This window comes from Pseudoalteromonas sp. ABV4_021 (assembly GCF_056159365.1).
On the sequence record NZ_JBSWVB010000002.1, the window covers coordinates 254,702 to 273,229 of the forward strand.

Annotated in this window: 14 protein-coding genes; 2 read left to right on the forward strand and 12 right to left on the reverse strand. The window is 39.0% G+C overall.

Going from position 1 to position 18,528, the window contains the following annotated elements; all coding sequences use genetic code 11:
• Positions 1-416: 416 nt before the first annotated feature.
• From ACXAFE_RS15505 to ACXAFE_RS15535, 7 genes are all read right to left on the reverse strand, one after another.
• The gene (locus tag ACXAFE_RS15505; protein ID WP_475154306.1) at positions 417-2,471 is read right to left on the reverse strand and encodes a S9 family peptidase; all 2,055 of its coding nucleotides are present in this window, start codon (positions 2,469-2,471) and stop codon (positions 417-419) included.
• Between the two features lie 105 nt (positions 2,472-2,576).
• Entirely contained in the window at positions 2,577-3,584 is a 1,008-nt protein-coding gene (locus tag ACXAFE_RS15510; RefSeq protein WP_010559151.1) for an isocitrate dehydrogenase, read from the reverse strand.
• A gap of 191 nt (positions 3,585-3,775) precedes the next feature.
• Entirely contained in the window at positions 3,776-5,407 is a 1,632-nt protein-coding gene (locus ACXAFE_RS15515; RefSeq protein ID WP_475154311.1) for a hypothetical protein, read from the reverse strand.
• 22 nt (positions 5,408-5,429) lie between these two features.
• Positions 5,430-5,813 carry a DUF3192 domain-containing protein gene (locus tag ACXAFE_RS15520; protein WP_475154317.1) on the reverse strand — a complete coding sequence of 128 codons (384 nt, stop codon included), beginning with the start codon at positions 5,811-5,813 and terminating at the stop codon, positions 5,430-5,432.
• A gap of 1 nt (position 5,814) precedes the next feature.
• A complete protein-coding gene (gene xni / locus ACXAFE_RS15525) occupies positions 5,815-6,603 on the reverse strand; it encodes a flap endonuclease Xni (RefSeq protein WP_475154323.1) in 789 nt (262 codons plus the stop codon).
• Positions 6,604-6,710: 107 nt separating this feature from the next.
• Positions 6,711-8,063: a nucleotide 5'-monophosphate nucleosidase PpnN gene (gene ppnN / locus ACXAFE_RS15530; protein WP_475154327.1), complete on the reverse strand. Its 1,353-nt coding sequence runs from the start codon at positions 8,061-8,063 to the stop codon at positions 6,711-6,713.
• 93 nt (positions 8,064-8,156) lie between these two features.
• Complete coding sequence (locus ACXAFE_RS15535) at positions 8,157-9,692, reverse strand: GGDEF domain-containing protein (RefSeq protein ID WP_475154330.1); 1,536 nt, start codon at positions 9,690-9,692, stop codon at positions 8,157-8,159.
• A gap of 399 nt (positions 9,693-10,091) precedes the next feature.
• Here ACXAFE_RS15535 and ACXAFE_RS15540 point away from each other — a divergent pair, with 399 nt between their 5' ends.
• On the forward strand, positions 10,092-11,882 hold the full coding sequence (locus ACXAFE_RS15540) for a M61 family metallopeptidase (RefSeq protein WP_475154332.1): 1,791 nt from the start codon (positions 10,092-10,094) through the stop codon (positions 11,880-11,882).
• Between the two features lie 185 nt (positions 11,883-12,067).
• Positions 12,068-13,117 (forward strand): S1C family serine protease, encoded by a 1,050-nt coding sequence (locus ACXAFE_RS15545; protein ID WP_475154335.1) that lies wholly within the window; start codon positions 12,068-12,070, stop codon positions 13,115-13,117.
• Positions 13,118-13,395: 278 nt separating this feature from the next.
• Here the strand turns inward: ACXAFE_RS15545 and ACXAFE_RS15550 are convergent, their stop codons facing one another.
• From ACXAFE_RS15550 to ACXAFE_RS15570, 5 genes are all read right to left on the reverse strand, one after another.
• Positions 13,396-13,863, reverse strand: a complete 468-nt coding sequence (locus ACXAFE_RS15550) for an outer membrane lipoprotein (RefSeq protein WP_475157747.1) — start codon at positions 13,861-13,863, stop codon at positions 13,396-13,398.
• Positions 13,864-13,873: 10 nt separating this feature from the next.
• The gene (gene lpoB / locus ACXAFE_RS15555; protein ID WP_475154339.1) at positions 13,874-14,473 is read right to left on the reverse strand and encodes a penicillin-binding protein activator LpoB; all 600 of its coding nucleotides are present in this window, start codon (positions 14,471-14,473) and stop codon (positions 13,874-13,876) included.
• 37 nt (positions 14,474-14,510) lie between these two features.
• Complete coding sequence (locus tag ACXAFE_RS15560) at positions 14,511-14,939, reverse strand: YcfL family putative periplasmic lipoprotein (protein WP_475154345.1); 429 nt, start codon at positions 14,937-14,939, stop codon at positions 14,511-14,513.
• Between the two features lie 9 nt (positions 14,940-14,948).
• Positions 14,949-16,217, reverse strand: coding sequence for a COG3014 family protein (locus ACXAFE_RS15565; RefSeq protein ID WP_475154352.1), 1,269 nt, complete (start codon positions 16,215-16,217; stop codon positions 14,949-14,951).
• A gap of 292 nt (positions 16,218-16,509) precedes the next feature.
• On the reverse strand, positions 16,510-18,312 hold the full coding sequence (locus ACXAFE_RS15570; protein WP_394225939.1) for a DEAD/DEAH box helicase: 1,803 nt from the start codon (positions 18,310-18,312) through the stop codon (positions 16,510-16,512).
• Between the last annotated feature and the right edge of the window lie 216 nt (positions 18,313-18,528).

Genomic DNA, 18,528 nt, shown 5'->3' on the forward strand with positions numbered 1-18,528 from the left:
CTCTGTGCAGTAGATAAAAAAAACCCCCGCTAGTTGCGGGGGCTTATTAAATTCAGTATGACAAAATTAACTAATAGCTCCCCGCTGGCGACTTAATTAAGACCAGGACGAATACTGTTAGTAGAAGAAATAATGTCATATAAATTTGCTCTAAAAATTGATTAACTTATTTGTATTATTTTTGTTAACTGTTGTCAACGGTGAATTCTTCAATTGACATAAATAATTCATTATTATCGGTATTAAAATCAAAATGTGATTTTTGTAGTTATCTTTCATTGCTGGTGAATTGAAAATGCAATCTTTTCAAAGTGTATACAATAAATTGTTGTTGCTGAATTATTACGTTAATTAATTTCGGTGTTTTGCTTATAAAAAAAGGCCCAAATAGGGCCTTTATTCAAATAGGAAAATAATTATTTATTTTCTTCTTTTTTCGCTTTTAAATTTGCTGCGTGGTCAATCTTGTACTCTGGCATTTCAGTTTTACCATTTAACAAGTAGTTATCCATCCAACGCATTAAACGTAGGCTGTAATCATATTTAGCAGCCATACGCTTGTTACCGTGGCCTTCACCTGGGTAGTAAATTAAGCGTACGTCTTTACCTTGTACTTTCATATAACGGTAAAGTTCCATTGATTGCGCTGGGTGAACACGAGGATCGTCTTTACCGTGCATGATCAGTAATGGTGTTTTAGATTGACCAGCCCAATAAATAGGTGAACGCTCTAAATACCATTGCCATTTATCCCAAGGGTAAGAACGCGCATGTACTAGGTGCATTTCGTTTGAAATGTCGGTAGTACCAAATTTTGATAATTGGTTAGTTACACCAACAAACATTACTGATGTCGCAAAATGTTCAGTGAGTTTTGTAGCAGCCCATGCTGATGCATAACCACCGTATGAACCACCTGTAATACCAACGCGTTTAGTATCAACTAAGCCTTTATCAACAAGGTGTTGCTTAAAACGAACAAGATCGTTGAACTCTTCGCCTGCATAGTCATTTTGTCCAAGTTTAGAGTAGTCAACGCCTTTACCTGTTGAACCGCGGTAGTTAGGGTAAAGTACTGCGTAACCACGTGCAGCAGCTACTTGACCAGGGCGAGAGTAGTTTGTTACCCATCCATCTTTGTCGTGACTTTCAGGGCCACCGTGAACCGACATAATAAGCGGATAACGAGTTCCTTCTTGGTAATCTAACGGATAAACAAGTACGCCATCTAAACGTGTTCCATCTTCGGCTTTGAACGAGATAGTTTCTTGTTTTGCTAGACGCTTGTCGTTTAACCACGCGTTTGAATCTGATACGCGAATATCTTTTTTACCACGTAGCATAAACGCTTCAGTCGGGTGTTTACGTGAGTGACCTGCAAACGCAACTGTTTTGTCCGAATCTGAAATTGATAAACGGCCAGCAATCAATTTACCGCGTTTAAGCTTGGTTTTGTATTTGCTTGAGCCCGGCTTAATTGTTGCGATAAAGCTCTCAGTATCAATTTGCGCTACGAAGTGCAAGGTATTTGATTTATTTGCCCATTCGAAATCGCTGATATGGCCTTCAAAATTAGGTAACCAGTTTTCAATTTTACCTGATTGTGCATCCGCTAAATATAAGCGGCCTGTTGCTGGGTCGTGCTTGTCTTGTGCACCAAGAATTGCGACGTACTTACCATTTGGTGAAAATTCTGCAGCACCTAGTTTTCCTTCAGTTGCAAATGAAGTAACTACTTTTTTGCTTGAAAGATCAAAGATGTGCCATGTTGATTTCATGTACTTATCGTCGATAAGTGCTGAAGGCTGTGTTTTAACTAGTAGCTTTTTAGCATCACTTGACCAGTTAACATCGCTTACGTATTGGTTAATTCCTACCCCTTCAAGGGCGATTGGCTTTTCGTTAACAGCTAAATCAACAACCATTAACTCTGCAGTTGTTAAACCAAGCTCATAAGTTTCTGCTTTAAAGCCTAATTTTGCTAATTCTTTGTCTTTTTTCGGTTTAGCAGGCTTTGCAATAATCGCAACATGTTTGTTGTCTGGGCTTAGATCATAAGACGAAATAGACGTGCCTTTTAAGGCAATTACTTTTTGCCATTGACCACCATTTACCGGAATGCGATAAAGGGTTTTAAATTTGTCTTCTTTAAACTTTGCTAAGAAGTAAACAAACTTACCGTCCGCAGAATACTCAAGACTTGAGATATTTACTTTACCAGTAATGAAAGGGCGCTCATTACCTTTAGCATCAGTAAGATAAAGTTCGCTATAGTTAAAACCATCTTTTTCTACATAAATTTCACGTGGCACAGAGCGAGTAAATGCAACTGCATCGCCATCGGGGCTAATTGCAGTTTGGCCAACTGATTGGATTTTTGTTAAATCTTCTAGTGTTAGTGTGTCATTAGCAAAGGCAGCGCTTGTAGATAAACCTAGCGCGACAGCTAATGCTGATTTGATTAGTTTCATTGTGTCCTCGTTTACTGATTGTCAGCGAGTAGTAGTCTAAAATGACGAAAGTAAAAGGCAAGAAAATGCGATAAAAAAAGGTGACTTACGTCACCTTTTTAAAAATTATAATGCTTCGATAACTGCTTGGGTAAAGTCAGTCGTACCGTGGCTACCGCCTAAGTCGCGAGTAGTACGGTCACCTGTTTTAATTACGTGAGCAATGGCTTTACGAATACGCTCAGCTTTTTCTGCTTCACCTAAATACTCTAGCATTTGAATAGACGCAAGAATCACAGATGTTGGGTTTGCAAGGTTTTTACCTGCGATATCTGGTGCACTACCGTGTACCGCTTCAAAAATAGCAGCATCTTTACCAATATTTGCACCTGGTGCCATACCTAAACCACCAACAAGGCCAGCACATAGATCCGAAAGGATGTCACCGAATAGGTTAGTTGTAACCATTACGTCGAATTCTTCTGGGTTCATTACTAGCTTCATACATGTCGCATCTACAATCATTTCAGCAGATTCAATTTCTGGGTAACGCTCAGCAACTTCACGCGCTACTTTTAAGAAAAGGCCTGATGTCGATTTTAAGATGTTTGCTTTGTGTACAGCGGTTACTTTTTTACGACCTTCACGCTTTGCAAGTTCGTAAGCGAAAGTAACGATTTTCTCAGCGCCTTCACGTGTGATCTTTGACATTGCTTCTGCTTCAGTACCATCTTCAGATACAACTTGGCCAAGACCTGAATACATACCCTGAGTATTTTCACGGATTGTGATGATATCAATGTCGTCGTAACGCGCTTTAGTACCTTCAAATGACTTAACTGGGCGAACGTTAGCGTATAAGTTAAACTTTTTACGTAATGTAACGTTAATTGACGTAAAGCCTTCACCTACAGGTGTCGTTAGCGGGCCTTTTAAAGTGATTTTGTTGCGTTCGATTGCATCAAGGGTTGCTTGTGGTAAAAGCTCACCTGTTTTTTCAAGTGCAGCTAGACCCGCATCAACAAATTCATACTCATAATCGCAACCAACTGCATTTAGGATCTCAAGCGCTGAATCAATGATGCTTGGACCAATACCATCGCCTTTAATAACCGTAATGGTTTGCTTAGACATTAAATTTTCCTTTAACTGAATCGAGCTACCCGGTTGGGTAACTGTGTACGTGAGATTGTCACGAACAAGCATAGCATCATGATGCCAACTGGTTAGTTATTAATGCTTGCTCATATTATTATTCAACAGCTATTTATAGCAATTTTTAGCAGAATAATCCACAAAAGGCGTAAAAATGCCGGTATTTGTAATTATAAAACCCTGTTAACAGGACTAAAGTCTAATAACTTGGTTAAATAATTATCTAAATTTTCTATTTGAAGTTGTTGTTGAGCATAAATCATCTGCTGCTTTATGTACGCCGGCTGTTGTTCTAACGTTTGACCTAAGTAAACCAAGTTACAAAATACTAAGTGGACAAAACATGCACTGTGTACCTCTGTACCCTCAGTTAATTGATACCCGCTTTGGCTAATTTCAAAAAACGGATTTGCTTTTACCTGATCAGGTAATTTTTGGTTATGTAACGCATAGAAATTAACTAACGAATTGATATCTGTAATGCTGTGTTTGGGCGTAGTGGTGTTTATCGGCAAAACTATGCCGTGCGGAAACAGTTTAAATGTAAATGCGATGTACTTTAATGCGTAATTTATGACTTTTTGACATGGAAAATGCGGCTCTATTATTTTGTAGCTTTCAATAAACGTAATCAACAGCGAAACACGATTTTCTACGTAATGCCAATTTAGCTTTCCTAAACTACGTAAACGTTGCAATAACTGTTGATTTTCCAATAAGTCAGGTAGTTGCTCGATGCCTACCAGTGCAATGGCGTGCCTAATATCTGATATAGGATTGTGTGAAAATCGCTGTGCTAAATTAAGCACTAACGTGTTGGCATTTGGATTTTTTTCAAGCTCGCCAAGTAATTTTCCAATACTAAAATGTGCTGCTTTTCGAATTACGTGTAAATCATGAGTAGTAAAGTATTCATTAATATGAGGTGCTTTGACGGGCTTCTCTAGCTCGGGCAATTTGTGCCACAAACTAATAAGCGATTCAATTTGATTGGTCGCAGCAACGCGATGCTTGACTACACGTGCACTGGTTTTTACTTCTTTAAATGACTTACTATCGGTGTGGTAACACAGTAATTTATTGTTTGATACTTGTCCCAACACACGTAATTCGAGTCCTTCGTTTCGAACCGTCTCTCCGGGTAATGGGGCATTAAATAGTTGGCCAAGTTCAGTTAAAACTGACTTATCTTCAGTACGTGTTGTCTTTAAATAAACAGTGTGTATTGCGTCACGTAAGGTGCGCGCTGGCATATCATCAACACAGGTAATCGCTTTAGCCAGTACGTAACTTAAACGCACAATTCGGTTATCGATAGAATAGTGCGGTTGCTGTTTTATTTTAGCGACAAGATCCGTTTGCAATAACGGCAATTTGCTTAAATGTGGTTTAACAAACTGATAGGTGTAGCGATAACGGTTTTTGTAGTGCTCATGTTGTTTTGCATTTAACAATGTTTTTGCAGCAACACAATTAAGTTCGTTAGATATGGATACACAATGCGATATCGCACTTTGCAGTAATTTTACGCATGCGATACGATTTAAACCGCTTATCTTTGCAAAAATACAAATTAAAATACATTGGCGACTAATCAAATTAGTTGCGTAACTGTACTTTGCGTTATAAACAGCAAGGGTTGCTATCGAAACGTGTTGATTAGCGTGAAATGTTTCTTCAATGCGTGTCGCGGCATCAACAAGTAATGGGTAGGCTGAGCGCCATTGGGTTTTGTCATTATAAACGTTAAATAGTTTGTCTAAACTATCCACGCTCTCCATTAATTGCTGGGCTAAATCCACTCAAATGTTCACTTATTCTTCGTTAATTAACTCTATCATACGCAATTTCTGCGCCAGGACCCCACGCGATGAGTTGTTCATTTTTGAAAAACATCCCCGTGCATTCATCTTTGGTAGTAATACCATCAGAATGTTCATGCTGCGTGCGGTAATAGATAATTTGAAATACGTCGTCACCTTTGCGCTTTGCAAACGTTAAGTCAGGCGAACCTAAATTATTGAATACTTGGTCTAAAAATACAGGAGAGTCGGCCTTTAATTTACTAAGATACCGTTTATTGAAAGATTCCCTGTCTTGCCAATACATGCCTTGTGGATCGTCTTTATAAAAGTTGATAATAAGGCCCGCGGCAATCGCATAAATCCCTAACCCTAAGACAATGTATTTCAGAATTTTATTATTCATACTAAGAACTCGGTAAACGTAGTGCCTTCAAACTGAAACCAAGATGAATATCTTGGCGCAAACTTACCAATAGCTTAGCACGAATATAAGCATCATGATTGTCGTTTAACTTGTTGAAAACACGTTTTAACTCATCTGGATAGTCAGTCGCTAAAAGAGCGTCTTCAACTGACGGGAATTGCGTTAATAAATTGACTGCGCCTCGCTTGCCAATTCCACTTACCCCCGGAATATCATTCGTTTTATCGCCGTTGAGCGCCCAAAAATCGGTGAGTTGTGAGGGGGCTAACGAAAATTTATCAATTACAGACTGAATCGAAATATATTCGCTTTTAAAGTAGTCATACACATGAATATAGTCGCCAAGTAAAGGCAAAAAACCTTTGTCGGTAGAGACTATTGTTGACGTAACTTTGTTGGTAGACGCTTTACTTGCAAGTGTTGCGATTACGTCGTCTGCCTCATCGTGCTCAGGTACATAAACCGTTATGCCAAGTTCTGAAAATGCTTGGTAAAGTTTAGGCAATGCGTCAGCCAACTCATTAGGCATTGGTTTTCGTGATTGTTTGTAATCTGCATAATAGTGATAGCGCCAGCTCGTATCACCATCAAAAACGGCAATAGCATGCGTAGCGTTCGTATTTTTTAACAGTTTTCGCGCCGCATTAACGACCCTAAAATAAGTGTTTTTGGCTGCCAAATTTGCATCATTTCCTGCTTGCTGACTATCAACAGCATAAATTCGCCTTATTAAATTAAGCGCATCAATAAGTAGTAAATGAGTTGCCATGAATACCTTAACGTTAAGAAAAGCTAATACGCGTTATATATGAACTTAATTATGAACATAAAAAAGGCGCTAATGAAGCGCCATTTTACCTGTTTTTATTTAGAATATTAAGTTTCTATACGATAGCAGGGGGTATAAACCGCACCTGGTAGTTTCATTCTTCCCTGTGCTACAAATGCAGCGAGCAGTTTATCCATTTTAGTCATTAATTCTTTGTCGCCTGAAAGTGCAAACACGCCATGGCGCTTAATTGCTTTAATGCCTTCATCTTTAACATTACCAGCAACAATACCTGAAAACGCACGCCTTAAATTGGCAGCCAATTGCTCTTTTGGTTGGTTTAAGGCTAAATTAAGGTTTGCCATATTCTTATGTGTTGGCTCGAACGGTAATTGAAATTCAGGTTCAATTTTTAAAGACCAGTTATAATGGTAAGCATCGCCTCGTTCTTTACGGTACTCTCTAACGTTTGCCATATTCTGACTAAAATATTTACCGACCGCTTCAGGGTCATCAATGATCACTTTAAATTTAGAGAGTGCTTCGTCGCCAAGGGTCTCTTTTACAAAGTTAACCAACTCATCAAAATAGGCACGGGAAGATTCGGGACCTGTTAAAACCACTGGTAGTGCTTGTTTTGCATTATCTGGGTGAAGCAAAATACCAAGCAAATAAAGTAGTTCTTCGGCGGTACCGGCACCGCCCGGAAAAATAATTATACCGTGCGCAGTTCGAATAAATGCCTCTAAGCGCTTTTCTATATCAGGTAAAATTACCAGCTGATTAACAATTGGGTTAGGGGGCTCGGCCGCAATAATACTTGGTTCAGTTAGCCCTAAGTAACGGTTTTGCGTAAAACGTTGTTTTGCATGTCCAATTGTTGCCCCTTTCATCGGGCCTTTCATTGCACCTGGTCCACAACCAGTGCATATATTTAAATTACGTAAACCTAGTTGATAACCAACTTCTTTGGTGTACTTATATTCAACTTCTTTAATAGAATGCCCGCCCCAACACACGATCATGTTGGGATCTTCGCTTGGCTTTAATACCCGAGCATTACGCAGCATATCGAATACAACATGGGTAATGTGCGATGAGCTCGTAAGGTTAATTTTGCCATCTTGATATTTGTCTTTAATAAACACAATATCGCGAATAACTGCGAGTAAATGTTCGTTAATACCGGTAATAATTTTACCATCGACAAATGCATGCTCAGGGGGGTTAATAAGTTCCACTTTGATACCGCGTTCACGACACAGTAAGTTAATATCAAAGTCTTGGTATTTATCGTAAATTTCAACACTAGAATCGGTATGACTACCGACATTAAGAACTGCGAGCGAACAATTACGGAATAAGCGATAAAGCTCGCTAGTTGATGAGCGTTTAAGCGCTTCAACTTCTAATTGTGAAAGTAAATCTAACGCGCCTGTTGGATTGATCTGTACTTGCATAGGCGACTCCTTGTACGTCTAAACTATATTTAAATTATGCAAATTATAATAAGCACTTAATTTAAATATAGTTTTTTATCATCACTAAGCAAGCTAATTTTTTAGAACAATGCGGTCACGTCCTGAGTTCTTCGCTTGGTACAAAGCTTCGTCTGCACGGTCGAAGGCTTCTTGCATTGAGTCGCCTTCTTTTAACTGTGTTGCACCAAACGATATAGTAATGGTTACTGCTTTTTGTTTAAATTTAAATGGAATTGCCTTAACTGACCGCCTTAACTTTTCGAGCGGTACAGAAATTTGCTCTAACTTGCTATGCGGCATAATAAGTACAAATTCTTCACCGCCAAAGCGAGCGATAAAGTCGGTAACACGAATGGCTTTTTTAAGTGCTTTAGCAACTACCTGCAAAGTTTTATCGCCGGCACTGTGGCCGTAATTATCATTAATTGATTTGAAGTGGTCGATGTCTGCAACGACAATACAGAGATCATGACGGTCTCGTTTAAAGGTGTTGTATTCAAGAGCAAATCGCTCATCAAACGCGGCGCGATTTGGCAGTTGAGTAAGGCTATCTTGTAAACTCTTGAAACGTTGCTCGGCTAGACGCTCTTGATATTGCTCGGTTTCTTTCTCGAGTTTATCAACACGCTCACCCATTTCTTTTAACGTTGTAACTAGCTCTTCTCGTTCTTGTTGTTCAAGTTTCTCTTTATTAGCGAGATCAACCGTTAACGATTCCATTTTTTCGGAAATAAGCTGTTTTAACGTGGTGATATTTTGGGCTTCATCAACATCTTGGCTAATGGTGTGCATTTTATGCTGAATTTGCGCGTTTAAATCTTCCATTTGCGAGTTTATTTGGCCAGAGCGTTTTACTGACTCCATTAAACTCGCTTGTAATAAACTTAGTGTTTCGTTGATTGCAAATAAGAACTTCTGTGCAGAGGCACGTTCTTGAGAAATTGTTTCAACAATAATTCGAATAATTTCGACGCAACAATCCAGTAGTACAGGTAAACTAAATTCCTGTGACACTTTTTGTTTTATTAAATCAATGCGTTTACCACTTTCGCCTTCAAATGCTAATTCACTGAGTAAATTTTGTAACTCTTGCGCAAGCTCTGCTGATTCAGCAATGGCGTCACTGCTGTCTGCTTTGTGCTTTTTCTCTAATACCGCATGGTAAATTTCTACAAGACGCGTTAAAACGGGAATAAATTCGGTAGTTGCTTTTACATTTTCTAAATCACTTGTCAGTAAAATGCGAAGATTGCGACGCAAGTCATCAGGCAACCCTTTTTGGCGCTGAAGTTTTCTGCCAGCGGAATCGACGCTTTGATGTAATGCTTTTAGATTGGTTTCTGCGCGAGTGGCTTGCTCTTTAAATAGTTTCGAGATCTCTTCAAGCAACGGTACTAACTGTTCGTAATCAACACCTTTTTGAATCGTACTGCGATACTTTGCTAAGCGATTATCTAATTCAAGGTCTAAACCTTTGCAAACTAACGATAGTTTGGCGATGAATTGAGTTAAATAGTCAACTTGTACTTTATAAGCATGTTCGAGTTGTTTACGCCCTTTGATTGCTGAGTCTAACTTTGTGCGTAGAATACTAACTTGCTGAGACACCGTAATTTTTACCTATTTCTTTTGAGCAGTTGAAGTTTATCTCAATGCGCTGTCAATTTCGAGTCAAAATATGCTTATACTAAAGCATAGTTGCTTTTTAAGAATTTGTTCTTATTCGATTAAATATATAAAATTTAAATAGTTAGCTTAGCTATTGTTGTGATGATTTGGATTAAGGTTTTGAATCTTCAAAGGTATAGCGATTTTGTTGCAAGTTGATTGTTGTTAATTTAATGATAATCACACTAAACGGTTACAATCATTTTGTTACATCATGGTTACTCAATTATTCATAACGTTACATATAGAATATAAACAGTAGGCGACTACCTCAGATGCTGGTATTAAAAAGTTAAAATTGCTAGGGTTACGTAATTTTCTACTTTGCTTAATGGTATTATGAAACGTTTTATTCCTGCTTTTCTTCCGTTTGTTACGGCGTCATTATTTTATACAAGTCCGGTATTTGCCAAGGTTGATTATCAACTAACGATTGTACAAGGTGAACATCATTTAGGTAATGTCAGCGCTGAGTTTCCGAGTGGTTCAGAACAATTAATCGTAAAATTACCTTCGTGGCGTACAGGCCGTTATGAATTACTGGATATGGCAAACGGCATTCGTTTATTTAGCGCACAAGACGAAAGCGGGAAAGCGTTAAATTGGCAAAAAATTGATTCTAACTCTTGGCAGATTAGCACCACACCTAATCAAAAAGTAAAAATCAGCTATCAAGTTTACGCAAACGAGTTAGGCATGCGTTCACGTCATATCGATGATAGCCATGCATTTATCGATGCATCAGGCTTTTTTATGTTTTCAGAAGCCTATCGTGACCAAAAGGTGACTGTGGACTTAAACGTACCATCTGATTGGCGCAGTGTATCTGGCATGGATAATGGTGAGCACGCACATCAATTCGTCGCCGATAATTACGATATTCTTGTTGATTCACCCATTGAAACCGGTATTAACAAGCTATTCAAATGGCAAGTAGATGGTCGCGACTATGAGCTTGTTGTATGGGGTGAAGGTAACTACGACACTGATAAAATGATTACTGACCTTAAAAAGTTAGTTAAAACAGGTTCAGATATTTGGCACGCCTACCCATATAAACGTTACGTTTTTATGGTACATGCGACCAGTGGCGCAAGAGGTGCGACAGAACATCTTAACTCAACGATTATCCAACGTCAGCGTGATTCTTTTCGTGAAAGAGATGATTACATAGGATTTATTACCACCGCTTCTCACGAATTTGTTCACACGTGGAATGTCAAAGGGTATCGCCCACAAGGCTTAACGCCTTACAACTATACAGACCATAATTACACAGATTTACTCTGGGTAGCGGAAGGCTCAACCAGCTATTTTGACGACTTATTGCTAATTCGCGGCGATATTATTACGTTGAAAGAATACTTTAAGGGGTTGTCTAAAAACATTAATAAACATCTTGCACGCCCTGGTCGTGAAATCCAATCGGCATCTGAAACCAGCTTTGATAAATGGATAAATCAAGGTGGCGACCATGATACTAACTTTTCGACCAATATTTACAGTGAAGGTGCGTTGTTATCATGGGCACTTGATGTAAAACTAATTTCAGATAGTAATGGTGACGTCAGTTATCGCGATGTACATCGCGCGCTTTATAAAGACTTTGCTTTGCCAAAAGGATTCACCAGCGGTGATGTAAAATCGATTTTAAAAGCGGTATCTGGCAACGATTACACTGCGTGGTGGCAACAAAATATTGATAGCCCCGCAACGCTTAATTTTGATGACATGCTAAACACAGTTGGCCTTAAGTTCGATTATCCAAAAGGCGTAAGCTTTGCAGCAAGTGCAGATTTAATTGGTGATTATAAAGATGGTCAAGTATTTATAACTAAAGTTAAGCGCGAAGGAAGCGCATGGAAAGCAGGATTAACTACTAGCGATATTATTGTTGCGATTAACGGTCAGCGAATTAGCGAACCATTTGATAAATATCTAAAACGCTTTAAGCCAGGTCAATCAATTGATATCAGTTATTTTAGACGTGACACCTTACATTCAACTAAATTAATGCTGAGTGAAAAAGCGAGTAGCGCCAAGGTTATTAGTTTAGTAAAAAAACCATCTCGCAAACAAAAAGCATTGTTTAAAGCGTGGTTAGGTGTCGATTACCCTAAGAGCTTATAAGTTACTATCAAGTGGCGTGCTCAAACCGATTTTGAGCACGCTACTTTTATTTTCAATAAACCATTTCTGTTATTATTCATTTCCACTAAACGTACTTAGTAAATAACGTTTTGAAAATTAGTTGTTTACTTTGACTGTATTACACTTAAAAATAACACGACTCAATTACACCCTAAGGAATAGACGTGTTTAAAAATATACTTAAGTCATTGCTTTTATTGATTGGACTTGTCAGTGTTTCAACTTTTTCAAAAGATTATAGTAGCCTTTATAAAAAGCTCGATAAATCTGTCGTTATTATTTATTCAGATAGCCAAGAAGTAAGGGCTGAAGACGACAAGTTAGTGACCAAAACCGCAAGCAGTTTGGGCTCAGGCACACTGATAAATCAGCAAGGCTTAATATTAACCGCGGCGCACGTAGTAAATAGTGCAGATGAACTTACGGTCACGGTAAAAGAACGCGGTACTTACAAAGCGAAAGTATTGGCTAGCTTTGAAGCTGCAGATATAGCATTAATTAAATTGATCAGCAACGAAACTGATTTTCCGTTTGTAAAACTGGGAGATTCAAACAAAGCTGAAATTGGTAATGAGGTGTTTGTTATTGGTACGCCTTATGGGTTAGAACACACATTAACAGTAGGGCACTTCAGTGGTAAACGCATTTATCAGCGCCCTGGATTTAATAAAATTGAGTTTATTCAAACAGACGCTGCAATAAACCAAGGCAATTCCGGCGGCCCGTTATTCTTAGAAAATGGTGAATTAATTGGTGTTGTCAGCTACATTCAATCGCGCTCTGGCGGTAACGAAGGCCTCGGTTTTGCTGCAAGCACTGCAATGGTTAAAGATATCTTAATCGCGCAACCTATGGTGTGGTTTGGTTTTGAATACACATTTTTAACACCTGTCATGGCTGCAGCACTTAATATTCCGCAACGTGCAGGGTTATTGGTTGAAAAAGTAACAACGCAAAGTTTTGCAGAAAAGCTGGGACTTAAAGGCGGGATCGTGCCAGCAATTGTCGATAACAACCCGATTATCTTAGGGGGGGATGTTGTTTTGTCGATTGGTCCACATATGTTAACGGGTGAAGAGCAAAATTATCTTAATATTCTAAATTATATGCGTTCACTCAAAGGTGGAGATAAAGTAACGTTTAAAGTGTTGCGCTTAGGTCATGAAATAGAACTGGAAGCAGCGTTACCAAATTTAAAAATTAAACTTAAGTAAAACATTAAGCTCAAAGTTAAAAATAAAATTAGCACCTTAGTTTAGTAAAGGTGCTAAATATTACCTTAATTAACAAACCGATATCTAATCCGCTACAAATAAAAAAGAATATTTAACCCTTTCTTTTCAGTTAGTTTATACTTATGATAACGTCACATTAAAAGGAGTTTAATAATGGCAAAATCACAAGGCAAAGGATCTGTTCATAAAGACATCATTTTGTACTTTATTCTTGTATTGGCAATCGCCGCAATTCCAATCTTATATTTTCAATTTATTCAGTAAGCTGTATCAACACGCACAGTATTTGACTGGAGATAAACGATTCTCACCGTTGACCCTTTGCTAAATTGCATTTGGCTATCGTAATCTTGTATTACCATAACACGTTGTTTATCTTCAGTTAAAATCATCATTTCAATCAGCTTTACAGTGCGCTGGCTATAATTCTCTACATTATTTTTAGCTATCGACGCACCTATGATTGAGCCGAGTATGGTCGCGGCAACTTGACCGCTGCCATCACCAAATTGGTTACCAATAACACCACCAATGAGTGCTCCGCCAAAGTGTTTCCAACCGGCTGATTTATCGCGTATTAATTCAGTTTCTGTAATATGGCGAATAGTCTCTACTTTGCCATAAACCACTTTTTCTACGGGAACCGCTTTATTACGCTCATAACCAAGCGTTTGAAAACTCACTATAGCTAAAACGAGTGTCGAAATTATGACAAAAATGCGCATATTCATATCATTACCAACCTACACGTTTTTTCTCACGGTTTTTACGGATCTCTGTTTCATCAGCCCATTCAACTAAGCCAGTTTTAAGGTCCATTAAACGCATGGTGAATTTGTAATAAACATCTTGTTTGTCTTTGTTAAACTTTACAATGCTTGAAAGGTTGCCATATAACATATATTCAGCGCCAACATGCTGTCCAAAAGCAATCGCCTTACTTTGATCTACCATGCCACCATCTTGCTGAAACGTTAATTGCTCACGGGCTGCTTCAACACGTCCCATATCAACAAAACGCACGCTCCCTGAGCGTAATAGTTTAGTTGAGATAGAGTCTGTAATTGATTCTGTATCTATGTGTTCGCTGGTTTTGTTCTTGATACGTTCAACGAAAAAGATAGGTCTGCCATTTTGACTAAATTCTTTCATCGCAGCAGAAACCAATAGGGAATCCGTCATTTCTGCCGCGACTTTTTGTAAGTCGGTTGAACCAAAACCAATGTCGACTGTTTCTACTTCTGTTGCATCGCCGTATGTCACCACTTCTCGGTTTGCACACCCACTAATCGCTAACGTTGTTAATAGGCTTAATGTAAGTAAACTGTTTTTCATAGTAATTCCTTAATATTTTTCGCACAGAGGTTATGTACTAAAAACGATAAATTGTTTCGTTGATTTCGCGTACATACAAACGAAATTTTACAACGTCTTTTGTTGGCGCAATCGCACCTAAATTTACAACTTGATGGCCGTGAAGTGGCAATGACTTCCACGGCTCTTTACCTTGCTCAATTATAAAGCCGTCTTTATCAAACCAATTAAAATGGTATTGAAGGTTTTGCGTTTTCTTATAGTTGCTGGTTAATTCTAAATTTACGTCAAGCAGGCCATTGGTTGTACGCGTGAGTACATTTGAAATGACTAATCGTTTTGCAAGTGTTGAATTATCAACTTTTAAATGTGCCTGCCAATTATCGTTTGTTGTGATCTGTTCGGTTCCTGTTCCAGATGTGACGGGCTTACCGGCACAACCTTGTAACAACACAAATAAAATTAAAATGCCAATTATGTTTTTCATATTCATTACCTATATCGTATAAACCGTTGTATTTAGTGTCGAACCAAGGTTAACGACATTAATCATAACGGGCTTGTTACCATCTGTTGAAAACGAAACGGGATATGTTATCCCATTTAAATTTATCGAAAGCGTATGCTCACCGCTTGTAATATACGTCTTTGCAATTTGATAATTATTCGCAAGCGTTAACCACGAGCGAGTATCTGCACGCTCGCTCGCAAGGTTGTAAAGTGTTGCGATTATATTGCCAACATCACCGCCATTGCGCGCGGCGCTTTTTCTAAATTGTTCTTTTGCGATTAGCCGTGTTATTTGCCTTGCAACAATTCCTGGCATACGCTCCTTTAAATCTTTTGCCGCAAGGGCTGACAATTTAACGATTGTTTCGCTTTGTAATGTTTGTTCGCCAAATTTTATAGATAAAGGCGCTACGTATTCACGGTTATTTGCATAACTTGGTAATGCGACACTATAAAAACGAATATCATCGCGAGATGTAAATATTGGCAAATCGATACGCGATTCTGTTTTTTCAGGAATTAAGCCTTGCTCTATTAACACAAGCACTGGCACTTGGTTATTCTTTGTTTGCGGCAAGTCAGCATCAAATCGCGCTTTGAAATACTCATATTCGTCATCAAAGCCAAGGTATTTAGCTAAGCGCAAAATATCTTGCTGTAAATAGGTGTTTTCAGGATAAATATCGATTGCACGTTTGTAATCGATATAAGCGGCATTGTACTCACCCGTTGCCTCGTATAAAAACCCTGACAAATAAAACGTAAACGCGTTTTGAAAGCCGTTTTTAACCGAGCCAATCATATCGTCCATGGTTGGATAGCGGCTGTATAGGTCGTTTAAATCTAACGATGTATTTGCTACTGCTTTTTCTAATTCGTGTTGGTTTTTCTTAAGTGCTTGTTGCTGTACTAAATTAGCGCGTCGAACTTCTACTAATGCTCCTTCTATATTATTTAAAGCGACATAGTTAAGCGATTGCAGTGTGTGCACCATAGTCTGTTCAAAATAGGGGACGCGGTAGTCTCTTACATTGTCATTAGTTAAAAACGACGCCGTTGTTTGCAGTCCTTCACTGATTTCAATATTTGCTGCAAAATTTTGTTTATCAATCTGATACAGGGCATTTTCAAATGCGACTTTACTATCTGTGTAACTTCCAGCAAGTTGTGACACCCTAGCGTTTTCAAGCTGACCTAGCGTATTAGATACGTTATTTGCCGAATGTGTTGGTAGCAAACTAGCGGCTCGTTGCATATTAGCGCTCTGTAATGCGTTACGAGCAGGGGTGAGTTGTTCAGTGTAGTTGGAAAATAACTGTCCGCTGGTTATGCTGCTGCAAGCAGACAAAAACACCAGTGCACATGTAATAATTGAAGCATGAAATACTAAACGCAAATTTCACCTAACAGCCATATTCTTTAAATTAAATTCATATACAGTATGAGCGTCTAAATAGTTTATTTCACGTTTTATGTTGTTGAAATTTGTAAGTGATTAATAACAAAAAAGCCATGCATTGCATGGCTTTTTGTCGAGCTAACCTTAATTAGTTAAACGTCGGCATTGAACGCTCATCTCTTCTTGGTCTGCTTTTCTTCTTAAATGTTTTAATAGAACGATCGTCGTTGCTACGCTCGCGTTTACGAGGTGGACGCTTACCACGATTTTCAGAATCATAATGACCCGTTGCACCTTCAACAATGCTTGGGTTGATTTTATGACGACGAATTGTCACGTTCTTTAATTTTTCAAAACCTTGGCTAGGCAACGTTTTTGGTAGTTCCACGTGACAGTGGTTATCAAACAGTTTGATATTACCGATTTCGCGAGAATTAATACGTACTTCATTAGCAATTGCGCCAACAATGTCACTTGGTTTAACACCTTGTGCACGACCAACTGCAAATTTATAGGTAGCGAAATCACCTGGATTACGACGTTCACGGCCGCCTTCACGACGTCCATCTCTGCCACCGCGCTCACGGCCACCTTCACGACGTCCATCACGTGCGCCACGCTTATCTACCGGATCCGCTTGTGGGAATAGTGGTAGTTTTTGCTGTAGCTGATACAACATTGCGGCTGCTAATTGTTCAGTTGTAATTTCACTTTCTTCAGTGAACTTAGCAAGTACCTCAGTGTATTTCTCAAGGTTCGGGCTTGCGGCAACGCTTAGTAGCTTTTCTTTTGTTTTTTCAATGCGGTGCTTGCTTAATTGGCTTGCATCAGGCATTTCAAATGGCGTAATTTGACCTTCAGTTGCACGCTCTAAACGGTTAAGAAGGCGCATTTCACGGTGTGATGCAAATAAAATTGCTTCACCTTCACGACCTGCACGACCAGTACGACCGATACGGTGAACATATGATTCACTATCAAATGGTAAGTCGTAGTTAATTACGTGGCTGATACGTGGTACGTCAAGACCACGTGCTACAACATCGGTTGCAATTAGAATGTGAATACGACCATTTTTAAGTTGGTCAACGATGCGTTCACGGTCTTGCTGCTGCATATCACCATTTAGAGCTGCTGCCTTGAAGCCCTTGTTTACAAGGTGCTCGGCTAGCGTTAGAGTGTCGTTACGCGTACGTACGAAAACAATCATTGCATCGTAATCAACTACTTCTGCAATACGCTCTAAACCCGCTGTTTTACCAATAGCACCTACACGCCATGCACGTTGTGTGATGTTAGCTTTTGCTTGTTTTTCAACAGCAATTTTAACGTGAACAGGATCAGTTAAAAACTGAGACGTAATTTTTTTAATAGGTGCTGGCATAGTTGCAGAAAAGAACGCCATCTGCGTATCTTCTGGCACATGGTCTAAGATCCATTCAATATCGTCTAGGAAGCCCATGTTAAGCATTTCGTCTGCTTCATCTAAAACACATGCTTTTAGGTTGTCTAGGTTTAAACGACCTTTTTCAATGTGATCCATCATACGACCTGGCGTACCAACAACAATTTGTGGTCCACGTTTTAGGTCACGGTTTTGGATAGTATAAGATTGGCCACCGTAAACAGTCGCAATATTTAAACCGCGAATGTTCTTAGCAAAATCTGTAATTGCTTCTGCTACCTGAATAGCAAGCTCACGTGTAGGACATACCACTAACATTTGTGGTGCGTTTAGGTTTGCATCTAGGCGCGCTAATAACGGTAAACCAAATGCCGCTGTTTTACCTGTACCAGTTTGCGCTTCACCTAGTACATCTTTACCTGCTAATAATGCCGGAATTGACTGTTGTTGGATTGGAGTTGGCTCTACAAAACCGAGTTCTGTAATTGCACTTAGAATAGGGGTAGGAAGGTTTAGTTCTTCGAATAAAATTTTGTCGTTTGACATCTACTACTCAACTTTTTTGCGGCTTTCGCCTAATTAAGATACACGGAGGTAGAGGCCAAATTGTAGAAATATACATGGCAGCATATAGCACCCAAATAGCGTTAGCTATTTTAAGTTATGTTTGGTCTTTACCTCGTCACACAGTTAACGCTTGATTTAGCGTTCATTCCGACGATTGGCTGATAAAGTCCCAAAACACAGCGCTTGCCGGAGTTG